Origin of the sequence: Sphingomonas sp. BGYR3 (assembly GCF_025153455.1) — a bacterium.
Lineage (GTDB): Bacteria > Pseudomonadota > Alphaproteobacteria > Sphingomonadales > Sphingomonadaceae > Sphingomonas.
This window is the reverse complement of sequence record NZ_JANZNT010000002.1, coordinates 120,623-134,338: the sequence shown is the minus strand read 5'-3', so window position 1 is coordinate 134,338 and position 13,716 is coordinate 120,623. Positions and strand designations below refer to the sequence as shown.

12 protein-coding genes and 1 tRNA gene are annotated in these 13,716 nt (G+C 67.9%); 11 read left to right on the top strand and 2 right to left on the bottom strand.

The window, feature by feature from the left end; translation table 11 throughout:
* Nucleotides 1–18 precede the first annotated feature (18 nt).
* Entirely contained in the window at nucleotides 19–1,446 is a 1,428-nt protein-coding gene (locus NYR55_RS12440; RefSeq protein WP_260021821.1) for a sigma-54 dependent transcriptional regulator, read from the bottom strand.
* 198 nt (nucleotides 1,447–1,644) lie between these two features.
* On the opposite strand from NYR55_RS12440, the gene NYR55_RS12435 reads away from it, so the two are divergent.
* The 11 genes from NYR55_RS12435 (at nucleotide 1,645) to NYR55_RS12385 (ending at nucleotide 13,122) form a co-directional block, all read left to right on the top strand.
* On the top strand, nucleotides 1,645–1,770 hold the full coding sequence (locus NYR55_RS12435; RefSeq protein ID WP_260021820.1) for an aa3-type cytochrome c oxidase subunit IV: 126 nt from the start codon (nucleotides 1,645–1,647) through the stop codon (nucleotides 1,768–1,770).
* 1 nt (nucleotide 1,771) lies between these two features.
* On the top strand, nucleotides 1,772–2,896 hold the full coding sequence (locus tag NYR55_RS12430) for an NAD(P) transhydrogenase subunit alpha (protein WP_260021819.1): 1,125 nt from the start codon (nucleotides 1,772–1,774) through the stop codon (nucleotides 2,894–2,896).
* 86 nt (nucleotides 2,897–2,982) lie between these two features.
* Entirely contained in the window at nucleotides 2,983–3,357 is a 375-nt protein-coding gene (locus tag NYR55_RS12425; RefSeq protein ID WP_260021818.1) for a DUF559 domain-containing protein, read from the top strand.
* 4 nt (nucleotides 3,358–3,361) lie between these two features.
* On the top strand, nucleotides 3,362–3,640 hold the full coding sequence (locus tag NYR55_RS12420) for a proton-translocating transhydrogenase family protein (RefSeq protein ID WP_260021817.1): 279 nt from the start codon (nucleotides 3,362–3,364) through the stop codon (nucleotides 3,638–3,640).
* 4 nt (nucleotides 3,641–3,644) lie between these two features.
* Nucleotides 3,645–5,057, top strand: a complete 1,413-nt coding sequence (locus tag NYR55_RS12415; RefSeq protein WP_260021816.1) for an NAD(P)(+) transhydrogenase (Re/Si-specific) subunit beta — start codon at nucleotides 3,645–3,647, stop codon at nucleotides 5,055–5,057.
* Between the two features lie 68 nt (nucleotides 5,058–5,125).
* Nucleotides 5,126–6,013, top strand: a complete 888-nt coding sequence (locus NYR55_RS12410) for a hypothetical protein (RefSeq protein ID WP_260021815.1) — start codon at nucleotides 5,126–5,128, stop codon at nucleotides 6,011–6,013.
* On the top strand, nucleotides 6,010–6,909 hold the full coding sequence (locus tag NYR55_RS12405; RefSeq protein WP_260021814.1) for a winged helix DNA-binding protein: 900 nt from the start codon (nucleotides 6,010–6,012) through the stop codon (nucleotides 6,907–6,909). Before NYR55_RS12410 ends, NYR55_RS12405 begins: the two co-directional genes overlap by 4 nt.
* Nucleotides 6,910–6,973: 64 nt before the next feature.
* A tRNA-Val gene (locus NYR55_RS12400) sits at nucleotides 6,974–7,049 on the top strand.
* Nucleotides 7,050–7,231: 182 nt separating this feature from the next.
* A complete protein-coding gene (locus tag NYR55_RS12395; protein ID WP_260021812.1) occupies nucleotides 7,232–10,099 on the top strand; it encodes a pitrilysin family protein in 2,868 nt (955 codons plus the stop codon).
* Between the two features lie 208 nt (nucleotides 10,100–10,307).
* Nucleotides 10,308–12,764, top strand: coding sequence for an ATP-dependent helicase HrpB (gene hrpB / locus NYR55_RS12390; RefSeq protein WP_260021811.1), 2,457 nt, complete (start codon nucleotides 10,308–10,310; stop codon nucleotides 12,762–12,764).
* Between the two features lie 76 nt (nucleotides 12,765–12,840).
* On the top strand, nucleotides 12,841–13,122 hold the full coding sequence (locus tag NYR55_RS12385) for an ETC complex I subunit (protein WP_260021810.1): 282 nt from the start codon (nucleotides 12,841–12,843) through the stop codon (nucleotides 13,120–13,122).
* A gap of 69 nt (nucleotides 13,123–13,191) precedes the next feature.
* Here the strand turns inward: NYR55_RS12385 and NYR55_RS12380 are convergent, their stop codons facing one another.
* The gene (locus NYR55_RS12380) at nucleotides 13,192–13,686 is read right to left on the bottom strand and encodes an NUDIX hydrolase (protein ID WP_260022371.1); all 495 of its coding nucleotides are present in this window, start codon (nucleotides 13,684–13,686) and stop codon (nucleotides 13,192–13,194) included.
* Between the last annotated feature and the right edge of the window lie 30 nt (nucleotides 13,687–13,716).

Here is a 13,716-nt window from a genome sequence, read left to right as displayed (position 1 = left end):
GTCAAGGGGGACGCGCGGTCAGGCCGCGCTTTGATCGATGCCCAGCTCGCCCAGCTTGCGGTACAGGGTGGACCGCCCGATCCCCAGCCGCCGCGCCACTTCGGTCATCCGCCCGCGATAATGGCCGATCGCCAGCCGGATCACATCCGCCTCGATCTCCTCCAGCGCGCGCAGATTGCCATCGGGGGTGAACAGCGTGACGCCGCCCGAATTGGCATGGACGCGGTGGCCGGGCTGAGCCGTCTGTCCGCCCGCAGCCAGCTGAGCGATCTGCGGGAAATCGGCGCGGGTCAGCGCATCGCCCTCGCACAGCACGGATGCGCGGAACAACGCGTTCTGAAACTGGCGGACATTGCCCGGCCAGTCGTACGTCGCCAGCAGCGCCAGCGCCTCGTCCGTGATGCCCAGCGGGCGCAGCCCCGGCTGCTCCGCAATCCGCGCCAGCAGGTGCCGGGCCAGCGCCGGGATATCGCCCAATCGCTCGCGCAGCGGCGGGATCGTCACCTGAACCACGTTCAACCGGTAATACAGGTCCTCGCGGAACCGCCCGGCCTCGATCTCTTCGGGCAGCGACTTGTTGGTCGCCGCAATCACGCGGACATCGACGACAAAACTGTGCCGCGCGCCCAGCGGCTGGATCTCGCCCGACTGGATCGCGCGCAGCAGCTTGACCTGCGCCTCGATCGGCATTTCGCCCACTTCGTCCAGGAACAGGGTGCCGCCATCGGCTTCCTGAAACCGGCCGATCTTGCGTTCGAACGCACCGGTGAACGCGCCCTTTTCATGGCCGAACAGCTCGCTTTCGACGAGGTTCGCGGGGATCGCGCCGCAATTGACGCGCACGATCGGCTTGCGCGCACGGGGGCTGGCGGCATGGATCGCCTCTGCCACCACTTCCTTGCCGACGCCGCTTTCCCCCTCGATCAGCACGGGGACGCGCGATCGGGCGGATTTCGCCGCGATAGCGAGCGCAGTCCGGAATGCGGGCGCGGACCCCACGATTTCGTCGAACCCCAGCTGCGCCGACAGCTTTTCGGTCAGCGGGCGCAATTCGCCCGCCGTGCGCGCGCCCACGGCGGCATCCAGCGCCGCCAGCAGCCGTTCGGACGCCAGCGGCTTGACCAGGAAATCGGTCGCGCCCGACCGCATGGCCCCCACGGCGGCTGCGACAGAGCTGTTGGCGGTCAGCACCATGATCGGCAGTTGCGGCCGGTTGGCGCGCAGTTCGGCGATCAGCGCGCCGGCATCCAGTTCCTGTGCCCAGCTGTCGATGATGATCGCATCCAGCATCATGCCGTCCGGCGTGCCCAGCGTCGCCAGCGCCGTTTCGGGATCGCCCGCAAACAGCGTGCGCCACCCGCGACGTGCGGCGATTGCGGCGATCAACCTGCGCTGCGCAGGCTCGTCGTCGATCAGCATCAACAGGCGCTGGCCGTTGCGATTCATGGCCGGTTGGGTCCCCTCTTGTCCCGGTTCAGGACGATGACCCTAGGGGCAATGGGTAAAGCTGCTCTTAAGCCCACCTGCCCCAGCGGTTGGTTGACGCTGCGGGCGCGGGGCGGCAAGGCGAACCTTGAGCCGGACGGACTGCGCCGCTAGGACAGGCGCAGGACCAACTATCCGGACCGATTTAGGGGATGATCTATGGCTGGAAACAGCAGCAATACCGGGGCTCACCAGCAAACCTATGACGGGTTCATGCGCATGGTGAAAATCGGCACGGGCATCACCGTTGCCATCGCCGCTTTCGTCGTCTGGCTGATCGCCTGACGTGAAGATCGGCGTCCTGCGGGAAACCGCTCCGGGCGAGGCGCGCGTTGCAGCGACGCCTGAAACCGTCAAGAAATTCGTCGGCCTCGGCGCGACGGTGACGGTGGAACAGGGGGCCGGCAACGGCGCCGCCATTGCCGATTCGGCCTATGCCGATGCCGGCGCCACCCTGGCCCCGCGGGCGGGCGTGATCGCGGACGCCGACATTCTGCTGGGCATTCAGGGTCCGGCACCCGACAGCCTGTCGGGCATCAAATCCGGCGCCTGGCTGGCCGCCGGTCTCAATCCCTTTGGCGAGCGTGCGCGCGTCGACGCCTATGCCGCGCTGGGGATCGAGGCGCTGGCCATGGAATTCATGCCGCGCATCACGCGCGCACAAAGCATGGACATCCTGTCGTCGCAGGCGAACCTGTCGGGGTACAAGGCGGTGCTGGACGCGGCCGCCGAATATGGCCGCGCCTTTCCGATGATGATGACGGCGGCGGGCACCGTTTCGGCCGCGCGCGTGTTCGTGATGGGCGTCGGCGTCGCGGGGCTTCAGGCGATTGCCACCGCCCGCCGCCTGGGCGCGCAGGTGTCTGCAACCGACGTCCGCTCCGCGACCAAGGAACAGATCCTGTCGCTGGGTGCCAAGCCGATCTTCGTCGAAGCGGTGAAGGGCATCGAGGGCGAAGGTTCGGGCGGCTATGCCACCGAAATGAGCGACGAATATAAGGCGGCACAGGCCGAACTGGTATCGTCGCACATCGCCAAGCAGGACATCGTCATCACCACCGCGCTGATCCCCGGCCGCCCGGCCCCGCGCCTGATTTCCGACGCGCAGATCGCATCGATGCGGCCGGGCAGCGTCATCGTCGACCTGGCCGTGGAGAGCGGCGGCAATGTCGAGGGCTCGGTCGCTGGCGAAGTGGTGACGATCCACGGCGTGAAGATCGTCGGCCACAAGAACGTCGCCAGCCGCCTGGCCGCCGACGCCAGCGCCCTGTTCAGCCGCAACCTGTTCAACTTCCTGTCCGCCTTCTGGGACAAGGAAGCCGGCAAGCCCGTGCTGGATGAGGAAATCGGCACCGCCATCCGCCTCACGCATGGCGGCAAGGTCGTGAACGAAAGGCTGCTGGCCTCATGACCATGCAGGGTCCTCCCCATGCCCCGCATGGGGAGGGGGACCGCGCGCAGCGCGGTGGAGGGGCAGGAACAGTGCATCGCGCCCGGATGCTGCGGCGGTCGATGAGCTTGCCGGAGGTCCTGCTGTGGCGTGCGCTTAGGCGCCGTTCGCTGGGGGCCAAATTCCGCCGCCAGCATCCGTTGCCGCCCTATGTCCTTGATTTTTACTGCCCTGCGGCCCGGCTGGTCGTCGAAATCGATGGCAAGGCTCATGCCAATCGTCTGGATCACGACCGGCGGCGTGATGACTTTCTACGGGGCAAGGGACTGACGGTTCTCCGCATCCCGGCCCGCGACGTGCTTTCCGACCCCGACCACACAGCCGAGGCCATCATGGCTTGGGCATCGCCCCTCCACCCCTCGCCTGCGGCGAGCGGTCCCCCTCCCCATGCGATGCATGGGGAGGATCGATTGGGAGCTTGAACCCATGGACTTCATCTCGATCCTGTCGATCTTCGTCATGGCCTGTTTCGTGGGCTATTATGTCGTCTGGTCGGTTACGCCCGCGCTGCACACGCCGCTGATGGCGGTGACGAACGCGATCTCCTCGGTCATCATCGTCGGCGCACTGATCGCATCCGCGGCTGCGGGGTCGCCGGTGGCGAAATGGCTGGGCCTGCTCGGCGTAGTGCTGGCCAGCATCAACATCTTTGGCGGGTTCGCCGTCACCGAGCGGATGCTCGCCATGTACAAGAAGAAGGGCTGAGCCCATGCACGAGGCCGCACCAATCAATCCATGGGTCGCGCTCGCCTATCTGGTGGCGGGCGTCTGCTTCATCCTCGCGCTGCGTGGCCTTTCCAGCCCGTCGACCAGCCGCGCGGGCAATCGCTATGGCATGATCGGTATGACGATCGCGGTGGTCACTACGCTGATCACGCATGAGATCGCCGCGCTGCCCGAAATCCTGATCGCCATCGGCATCGGTGCGGCCATCGGCATCGTCACCGCGCGCCGGATCGCGATGACGGACATGCCGCAGCTGGTTGCCGGTTTCCACAGCCTGGTCGGCCTGGCCGCCGTGCTGGTCGGTGCCGCCGCTTACCTGAACCCCGATGCGTTCGGCATTGCCGATGCCGCGGGCCAGATCGCGACGGTCAGCCGCATCGAACTCGGTCTTGGCGTCGCCATCGGCGCGATCACCTTTTCCGGTTCGGTCATCGCGTTCCTGAAACTCAACGGCAATATGGGCGGCAAGCCGATCCTGCTGCCCGCGCGCCACGTCATCAACCTTGGCACACTTGCGGCCATTGTCGCGCTGGTCGGCTATTTCACTCAGGACCAGAGCCAGTGGGTGTTCTGGACGATCCTCGTCCTGTCCTTTGCCATCGGTTTCCTGCTGATCATCCCGATCGGCGGGGCAGACATGCCGGTCGTCGTGTCGATGCTGAACAGCTATTCCGGCTGGGCAGCCGCGGCGATGGGCTTCACCCTTGGCAACACCGCCATGATCATCACCGGCGCGCTGGTGGGATCGTCCGGCGCGATCCTGTCCTACATCATGTGCAAGGCGATGAACCGCAGCTTCATCAGCGTGATCGCGGGCGGCTTCGGCGCGACCGACAGCGGCCCTGCCGGCGCGGCGGCGGTCGACCGGCCGTGGAAGCGCGGCAGCGCCGAGGACGCGGCCTTCCTGATGAGCCAGGCGGAACAGGTCATCATCGTCCCCGGATACGGCATGGCCGTGGCCCAGGCTCAGCATGCCCTTCGCGAAATGGGCGACAAGCTGAAGGAACATGGCGTCCGCGTGAAATACGCGATCCACCCCGTCGCAGGCCGGATGCCGGGCCATATGAACGTCCTGCTGGCCGAAGCGAACGTCCCCTATGACGAGGTGTTCGAGCTGGAGGACATCAATAGCGAATTCGCTCAGACCGACATCGCCTTTGTCATCGGCGCGAACGACGTCACCAACCCGGCGGCCAAGACCGACAAGTCCAGCCCCATTTACGGCATGCCCGTGCTTGATGTGGAAAAGGCCAAGACGGTGCTGTTCATCAAGCGCAGCATGGGCGGCGTCGGCTATGCCGGGGTGGATAACGAGGTGTTCTATCGCGACAACACCATGATGTTGCTGGCGGACGCGAAAAAGATGGTCGAGGAAATCGTCAAGTCGCTGGACTGACGCGCATATCCGGCTTGCCCCGGCCGCCTCTGCTGCTAGCCTGACGGACAGCAGCATCGGGGGGAATAATGGACGTCGGCAGGATTTTGGGCGCCGGGTTTCGGCTGGTTCAGGCACAGCCTTTTGCGGTGGCGATCTGGGTCATCATCAACATCGCGCTGGCGGCAATCTCGCAGTTCGGTATGGCCTCGATGTTCGGATCGATCCTGTCCGCCGGCAATCCGGGGGCCGATCCGATGGCGGTATTCAGCGGTGTCGGCACGCTGTACGCGGTCCAGTTCGGGGTGATGATCGTTCAGTTGCTGATCTGGGCCGCGGCTTATCGCGCGGTTTTCTATCCCGGAAACAGCGCCTTTGCCTTTCTGCGCCTTGGCGCGGATGAAGGGCGGCTGCTGCTGCTCGGCATTGTCACGGCGCTGATCTCCGGGGCGCTGATGATCGGCATTTTCCTGCCGCTTGGCATCACTGCGGGCATTGCCGGCGCGTCCGGCGGATCGCCCGGGCCTGGCGCGGTGCTGCTGACCTTTGGCGCCATGCTGCTCGCCTTTGTCGCCTTCATCTTCATCGGCGTACGGCTGGCGCTGGCCTGGCCGATGGTGGTGGCCGATCGGCGGATTGCGCTGGGAGAGGCATGGCGACTGTCAAAGGGGCGGTTCTGGCCGATGTTCGGTGCCGCGCTGGTCCTTGCCATCGGGCTCAGCGTCGCGGGACAGATTGTCAGCGCGATCCAGTTCGGTGGCCTGATGACCGCGCTCGTGCCCGGCAGCGACCCCCAACAGATGCAGAACCTGCTGATCGAGCGTTTTTCGTCGATCACTGTGGTCAGCGTCATTGCCTGGATACTGGGCGGCATCGTCAGCACCGCGTGGATCGTGTCGATGGCGGCCGGGATTTCCGACGCGCTGGTTCAGGTAAAGCCCGACGACCATGACGATCTGGCGGAAATCTACGCATGAGGGGTGCGCCTCTGTTTGCGGCTGATCTGCACGCGGCGGATCGGGTTCATGTCCTTGGCCCGTCGGCAGAGGCGCGGCTGACCGTCGATCTGCTGGCCCGCGCCGGGATCGACGCGGTCGCCCGGTCGGTGGACGATGGCCCGGTGCCGCCGGGCGCGCCCTGTTTTGTCGACATTGCCGGGCTGTCGCCGGATGCGGCGGATGCGATGCTGGCCATGGCCGGCACGCCGGGGCGCGGCTGGGTCATGTCCGCCCCGCTCGACGCCATCGATCACCTGATGACGCTGGCGGGGGACAGCGGCGCTGCCCTGCTGTGCGATCCCGACGATGCGGACCGGCTGGCCGCCGTCCGGCTGGCCGTGTGGTACGGGCGGACCCCGGTGCGCGAAGGCGGCGACGAAATGGAGGCGCAGCTGCGCCGCCTGAACGAAGAGGTTGCGCGCATGGCCAGCGTGCTGGCTGACCTCGCCCAGGATCGCGCCGCGCTGGCCGACCGGCGGCGCGACTATGCCGGCCCGCCGCCCGATGCGGATGCCGCCCCGGTGCGTGCGGTCACCGCCAGCGACCTGAAAGCCGCGATCCGCGCCCGCCGCCTTCGTGAACGCTATTTTCCGGCCGACCTGTTCGGCGATCCGGCATGGGACATGATGCTCGATCTGTTGCTGGCGGAAATGGAGCATCGCCGCGTCCCGGTTTCCAGTCTGTGCATCGCCGCTGCCGTCCCATCGACCACCGCGTTGCGCTGGATCGGGCAGATGACGCAGCAGGGCCTGCTGGTGCGCGAGGCGGATGCCCTTGACCGGCGACGCAGCTATGTGAAGCTCGGCACGGATGCCGGCATCCGGATGCGCCGCCTGCTTGGCACGCTGGCGGAACAGGGGCTGCCGATCCCCTGATCCCCGCCCGGCATCTTGCCGCCGCGCGCCGCTTGGCCTAAGGGACCCCCCTTCCGGCACGGCCGGGCGCTTAGCTCAGTTGGTAGAGCATCTCGTTTACACCGAGAGGGTCGGCGGTTCGAGCCCGTCAGCGCCCACCAGCCTTGCGAGCGAAGCAGCACTGCTGCTTCGTGTCACGCGCAAGGCTCGGCCAACGCTGGCCCAGCCAGCGATCGACGAGGCGGCTTGGCCGCAGCGACATTCCCCTTCCCCGCTCGACTTCCCCGAAACCGCCCGATAGCGTCCCCGCCATCGGCGACCGGTCGCCAGGGGAGAGTCGCTCATGTCCTATCGTCGTTCCGCCGCCCTGCTGGCGCTTGCCGCCGCGCTGGCCGCGCCGCCTGCCCTCGCCCAGACCGCGACGCAGCCTGCATCCGCTGCCCCCGCCCCTGCCGCCGCCGCGCCTGCGCTGATCCCGACCGACAGCTACACCCTGCCCAACGGGCTGCGCGTGGTGATGAACGTCGACAAATCCGATCCCGTGGTCGCGGTCGCGCTGGTCGCCCATGTCGGTTCGGGGCGCGAAGTGCCCGGCCGGACGGGCTTTGCCCATCTGTTCGAGCATCTGTTCTTCCTCAATTCCGAAAATCTGGGTCCGGGCGGCCTCGACAAGCTGTCGGCGCGGGTCGGCGGCGAAGGCGCGAACGGCTACACCAATCTCGATCAGACGGTCTATCTGCAAACGGTGCCCAGCGATGCCCTGGAAAAGATGCTGTGGGCCGAAGCGGACAAGCTCGGTTTCTTCATCAACACCGTGACCCCTGCCGTGGTCGCCAAGGAGATCGAGGTCGTCAAGAACGAGAAGCGGCAACGCAACGACAATGTCCCTTATGGTCAGGTGTTGCCGATTGCCCAGGCCGCGCTGTTCCCGCCGGATCATCCCTATAGCTGGACGACCATCGGCTCGCTTGCCGATCTGTCCGCCGCCACGATTGACGATGTCCGCGCTTTTTACCGCCGCTGGTATGTGCCGAACAATGTCAGCCTGGTGATCTCCGGCGATTTCGACCCCGCACAGGTCCGCGTCTGGGTCGACCGCTATTTCGGCGAAATCGCGCGTGGTCAGGCGACCGACGTTCCGCAGCCGCGGCTTGCCATGCTGCCCGCGACAAAGCGGCTGACCCATGTCGACAATTTCGCGCCCCTGCCCCAGCTTTCCGTATTCTGGCCCACCTCGGCCGAAGGAACGCCGGACACCGCCACCAGCGAGCTGATGTTCGCCGCGCTGACCGAAGCGCCGGATGGCCCGATCTATCGCGCGATCGTGGAGGAACAGAAGCTGAGCGAATCGATCGACGGCTTTGTGTTCGACAATCAGATGGCCGGCATGGCCATCATCATCGCGCGCGGGTTCGACGGCGTGCCGCTGGACAAGCTGTCCGCCGCCATCGACGCCGGGATCGCCCGGTTCAAGCGCGAGGGGATCAGTGCCGAACGCCTGGAGCGGATCAAGGCGACGCGAGAGGCCGGCCTGTACCAGCAGATCGGCAGCGTCAGCGGCAAGGTTCAGATGATCGCCGAATCCGAAACCCTGTCGCGCCGTCCCGACATGGTCGATGGCTATCTTGCCCGGCTGAGAGCGACGACACCGGCCGACATCATGGCCGCGCTGGATCGCTACATCGCCGGCCGCCCCCGGCTGGAAATCGGTTCCGTGCCAAAGGGGCAGGAAAAGCTGGCCCTGACCGGTGCATCCACCGCCGTCGTGGAGGCGGAGGAGGCGATCGTTCAGGGCGCGGAAGCCGCCGTGGATCAGACCGCCGACCGTGCCGAGGTGCCGCGCACCCCGTCGCGCATCGACCGTAGCGTGGAGCCGCCCTTTGGACCGCCGCCCGTGGTCGCCACCCCCGCCATCTGGAACGGCACGCTGGCCAACGGCATGGGCGTTTCGGGGATCGAGGACCGCGAACTGCCGGTCGTCGCATTCCAGATCGCGATCGACGGCGGCCAGCTGCGCGACGATCCGGCAAAGCCCGGAGCGGCCAGCCTGGTCGCCGACATGCTGATGCGCGGCACCCGGGACCGGACGCGCGAGGAATTCCTCAACGCGCTGAAGGCACTGGGGGCCAGCCTGTCCATCGATGTGGATCAGGAACGCACGGTCATCACCGGCACGACGCTGGCCCGCAATTTCGACGCCACCGCCGCGCTGGTCCGCGAAATGCTCACCCGGCCGCGCTGGGACCCGGCGGAGCTGGAACTGGCCCGGGCCGCCGCAACCGCGGGTATTCAGGCGTCGCGGGCAGAGCCGGAGGAACTGGCCGAACTGGTCGCGCGGCGGGTGATCTATGGCCGGGGCGCGCTGGCCAACGACGTGCGCGGCACCCCCGCCTCGGTCGCGGCGCTGACCATGGACGATCTGAAACGCTTCATGGCGGACACCTATTCGCCGCGCGCATCGCGCATCCGCGTGACGGGCGCCGTGACCCAGGGTCAGGTGACCGCCGCCTTTGCCCCGCTTGCCGCGGCCTGGACGACAACCACCGCGCCGAAACCGCTGGGCAGCATCAGCTTTGCAGCACCCGCAAGGACGCAGGTCTATTTCTATGACGTGCCCGGCGCGAAACAGTCCGCAATCCTGTTTGCCCGGCCCGGTGTCGCGCGAAATGCCCCGGATTTCTTCCCAGGCTATGCCAGCAACTTCATCCTTGGCGGCGGCGGCTTTGCCTCTCGCCTGACCCAGGAATTGCGGGAGGGGAAAGGCTATACCTATTCCGCCGGATCGCGGTTCGACGGCGACAGCACCGGCGGCCGGGTTCAGTTGAGCGCCCCCGTCCGCGCGAACGTTACGCTGGAATCCGCCACGCTGATGCGCGACATCATGCGCGATTATGGTGCGACCTATACCGACGCCGACCTTGCCCTTACCCGCGAATCGCTGGCCAAGGCGCGGGCGCGATCGTTCGAAACGCCGGCGGCAAAACTTGGCCTGCTCGCCCGGATCGGCGACGATGGCCTGCCCGCCGATTATGTCGCGCGCGAAAATGCGGCGCTGGCTGCGCTGGACAAGCCAACGGTTCAGCGGATCGCCCGCACCTATCTCGATACGGACAAGATGATCGTCGTCGTGGTCGGCGATGCCGCGACCCAGGCCGGGCGGCTGGAGGCGCTTGGCTATGGCAAGCCGGTGATGGTCCCGCCGCTGAAATAAGGGGGATGGGGACGGCCGGGTTCGCCCGCCCCGGCCTGTCCTGCCCCGATCTGTCCTACCCCGGCATATTCCGTCATAAGCGCGTCCATGTCCCGCACCGTCCGCTCCCGGCCCGATCCCGTACACCCCAGTGCGCGGATCGCACGGGGGCATGTTACTGCCGACATGGCATCACCTTTGCCACCTTCCGCCCCTGTGACCGCCTGAAATGACCCTGCCCATCCACGCCGTCCTGCCCGACCTTGTCGCCGCGCTCGATGCCGGATCGACCGCCGTGCTGGTCGCCCCGCCCGGCGCGGGCAAGACGACGGCGGTCGCCCCCGCCCTGCTCGATCGGCCATGGTGCGATGGTGAGGTGATCCTGCTGTCCCCCCGCCGAATTGCCGCCCGCGCCGCTGCCGAACGCATGGCCGCGCTGGCCGGGGAACCGGTCGGCCGGACCTATGGCTATGCCACGCGGATGGACAGCAAACGCTCGGCCGCCACCCGCGTGACCGTGGTGACAGAGGGCATCTTCGTCCGCCGCATCCAATCGGACCCGGAACTGGCGGGCGTCTCTGCCGTCCTGTTCGACGAAGTGCACGAACGCAGCCTGGACAGCGATTTCGGCCTTGCCCTTGCCCTTGATGCACAAGCCGCGTTCCGGCCGGACCTGCGCATCGTGCCGATGTCCGCCACGCTGGACGGGGCGCGCTATGCCGCGATGCTGGGCGATGCGCCGGTGATCCGGTCCGAAGGGCGCAGCTTCCCCCTCGATCTCGTCCATCTGGGCCGCGCGGCAGAAGCGCGGATCGAGGACAGCATGGCCGCCGCGATCCGCCGCGCGCTGGCGGAGGCAGAGGGCGGCCTGCTCGCCTTTCTGCCCGGCGTGGCCGAGATCGAGCGGACGGCGGATCGGCTGGAGGGCCTGTCCGGCATCCGCCTGCACCGGCTGCACGGCCAAATCGATCCCCGCGATCAGCGCGCGGCCATCGCCGCCGAACCGGACGGGATGCGCAAACTGGTGCTGGCGACCAGCATCGCCGAAACGTCACTGACCCTCGACGGCATCCGCATCGTGGTGGACAGCGGCCTTGCCCGCCGCCCCCGCTATGATCGCGCCGCCGGCATGACCCGGCTTGTCACCGAACGCGCCAGTCAGGCCGCCGCCGCCCAGCGCGCGGGCCGTGCCGCGCGGCAGGGACCGGGCGTCGCCTATCGCCTGTGGGAGGCCGCGGCCACCGCCGGAATGCCGCCCTATGACCCGCCCGAAATCCTTGAGGCGGATTTGAGCCAGCTGCTGCTCGACTGCGCGATCTGGGGCGTTTCCGATCCGCGCACCCTTGCCTGGCTCGATCCCCCGCCGGAAGCGGGCGTGGCAGAGGCGCGGGCGCGGCTGACGGCGCTGGGGGCGCTGGACGGCGATGCCCGCCCGACGCCGCATGGCCACGCCATTGCCCGCCTGCCGCTCAGCCCCCGCCTGTCGCACATGCTGATCGCTGCGGGCGAGCTTGGCTTGGCCGGGCGGGCTGCCGAGGTGGCGGTACTGATGTCCGAACGGGGCCTTGGCGGCACCGACCCCGATCTGGATCTGCGCCTGCGCCGCTGGCGCACCGAACGCGCCCCCCGCGCAGAGGCGGGGCGCAAGCTGGCGAAAAGATGGGCATCGATGGTGGACGGGGTCGACAGCGCGGCACCCCGCGATGGCACCGCCATTCCGCTCGCCCTTGCCTTTCCCGATCGCATCGCCCGCCGCCGCGATGCCACCGGCGAACAATGGGCCAGTGTCGGCGGACGCGGGTTCCGGCTCGATCCGGCATCATCGCTCGCGGCCAGCGAATGGCTGGCGGTGGGCGAAACCCAGGGGTCGGCGGCCGGCGCGCGCATCCTGTCCGCCGCCCCGATCGACCTTGCCACCATCGAACAGCTTTATGGCGACCGCATCGAAACCGTCCGCGACGTGCGCTTCGATCCAGCCACCGGCGGCGTCACGGCCACCCGTCAGCGTCGCCTTGGCGCGCTGCGCCTGTCCTCCGGGCCGGACAGCGATGCCCCCGCCGATGCCATTACCGCCGCGCTGATCGATGGGGTGCGCCGCCATGGACTGGACCTGCTCCCCTGGCCGGACACGGCGCAAGCGCTACGCCAGCGCGCGCGTTTCGCGGCCGAACAGGGCGGCCATGCCGTCGCCATCGACGATGCGACGCTGCTCGCCACGCTGGACGACTGGCTGCCGCCGGTGCTGGCGGGCAAGCGGCGGCTGGACGCCGTTTCCCCCGGCGCGCTGATGGCGGTGCTGGAAGGGCTGCTGGGCTGGGACGCGCTTCAGTCGATCAATCGCCTCGCCCCCGCCCGGCTGGAAACCCCCGCCGGGTCCAGCCACACCATCGATTATGGGGCAGAGGGCGGCCCCCGCGTCGAATGTCGGCCACAGGCGCTGTTCGGCCTTGCCGCCCATCCCATGGTCGGCGGCGGCCGCGTGCCGCTGGTGCTCAGCCTCACCTCGCCCGCCGGCCGGCCCATTCAGACGACGCGTGACCTGCCCGGCTTCTGGGCGGGCAGCTGGGCGGCGGTGGCAAAGGAAATGCGCGGCCGTTATCCCCGCCACCCCTGGCCCGACGATCCGGCCGGCGCGGCGGCCACGCTGCGCACGAAAAATGCCGATGCCCGGCGGCGCGGCGGTTGATCCCCCGCTTGTCGAACCGCCACACTTTCCCTAGGTCGCACACCGAATGTGATCGTTCAGCCAGGACTCGAAAGCCATGCCCACCGCCCGCATCTATCAGCGCCCCAAGAACGCGATGCAGTCCGGCCGCGCACGCACCAACAGCTGGGTGCTGGAATTCGACCCGGCCGAGGCGCAGCGCCCCGATCCGCTGACCGGCTGGGCCGGGTCCGGCAACACGCAGACACAGGTCAAGCTGACCTTCCCCGATCTGGCCGCGGCCCAGGCCTATGCCGGCCGCTACGGCATCCCCGCCCGCGTCATCCCCGCGCCGGAAAAGACGCTGAAGCTTCAGGCATATGCCGACAATTTCAAATAAGCTGTCCTGACCCCGGCCGCGCGGCGGGCAGGATTGCCGCTATTTGGCCCGACCGGCGCTGCACCCGGATCAACCCAGCAGATGGGGGCCAAGCAGCATCATCAGCTTGACGTCCATCGCCACCCCGGCCGCCCGGCGTTCGGCGATGAAGTCGGTCAGCCCGGACAACGGCACGCGATGGGGGGTGATCCCCTCTCCCTCCACCCCGCCGCCATCGGACACGCGGGTCAGGCCGCTTGCCCGAACCAGCGTGAAGCTTTCCGACACCATGCCCGGCGATGAATAGAATTCGCCTAGCGATTCCACCTGTGCGGGCCGCCAGCCGGTTTCCTCCTCCAGCTCGCGCGCCGCGCTTTCCAGCGCATCCTCGCCCTCTGTCTCGTCCCCGATCAGCCCGGCGGGCAGCTCCAGGCAACGGCAGCCCAGCGGTACGCGATACTGTTCGACCAACAGGACATGACCGTCCTGCACGGCCAAGATCACCGCCGCACGGATGCCACGCGCCCGCGCGACATATTCCCACCGCCCCTGCTTCTTGGCGACGATGAACCGGCCCTCCCACATCGTCTCGACGGGGGCGTCATGATCGGGGGG

What these genes read in the sequence shown, in the direction of transcription:
- NYR55_RS12440 (WP_260021821.1), bottom strand. Translation starts at nt 1,446, where the DNA reads ATGAATCGCAACGGCCAGCGCCTGTTGATGCTGATCGACGACGAGCCT.
- NYR55_RS12435 (WP_260021820.1), top strand. Translation starts at nt 1,645, where the DNA reads ATGGCTGGAAACAGCAGCAATACCGGGGCTCACCAGCAAACCTATGAC.
- NYR55_RS12425 (WP_260021818.1), top strand. Translation starts at nt 2,983, where the DNA reads ATGCTGCGGCGGTCGATGAGCTTGCCGGAGGTCCTGCTGTGGCGTGCG.
- NYR55_RS12420 (WP_260021817.1), top strand. Translation starts at nt 3,362, where the DNA reads ATGGACTTCATCTCGATCCTGTCGATCTTCGTCATGGCCTGTTTCGTG.
- NYR55_RS12415 (WP_260021816.1), top strand. Translation starts at nt 3,645, where the DNA reads ATGCACGAGGCCGCACCAATCAATCCATGGGTCGCGCTCGCCTATCTG.
- NYR55_RS12410 (WP_260021815.1), top strand. Translation starts at nt 5,126, where the DNA reads ATGGACGTCGGCAGGATTTTGGGCGCCGGGTTTCGGCTGGTTCAGGCA.
- NYR55_RS12405 (WP_260021814.1), top strand. Translation starts at nt 6,010, where the DNA reads ATGAGGGGTGCGCCTCTGTTTGCGGCTGATCTGCACGCGGCGGATCGG.
- NYR55_RS12395 (WP_260021812.1), top strand. Translation starts at nt 7,232, where the DNA reads ATGTCCTATCGTCGTTCCGCCGCCCTGCTGGCGCTTGCCGCCGCGCTG.
- hrpB (WP_260021811.1), top strand. Translation starts at nt 10,308, where the DNA reads ATGACCCTGCCCATCCACGCCGTCCTGCCCGACCTTGTCGCCGCGCTC.
- NYR55_RS12385 (WP_260021810.1), top strand. Translation starts at nt 12,841, where the DNA reads ATGCCCACCGCCCGCATCTATCAGCGCCCCAAGAACGCGATGCAGTCC.
- NYR55_RS12380 (WP_260022371.1), bottom strand. Translation starts at nt 13,686, where the DNA reads ATGTGGGAGGGCCGGTTCATCGTCGCCAAGAAGCAGGGGCGGTGGGAA.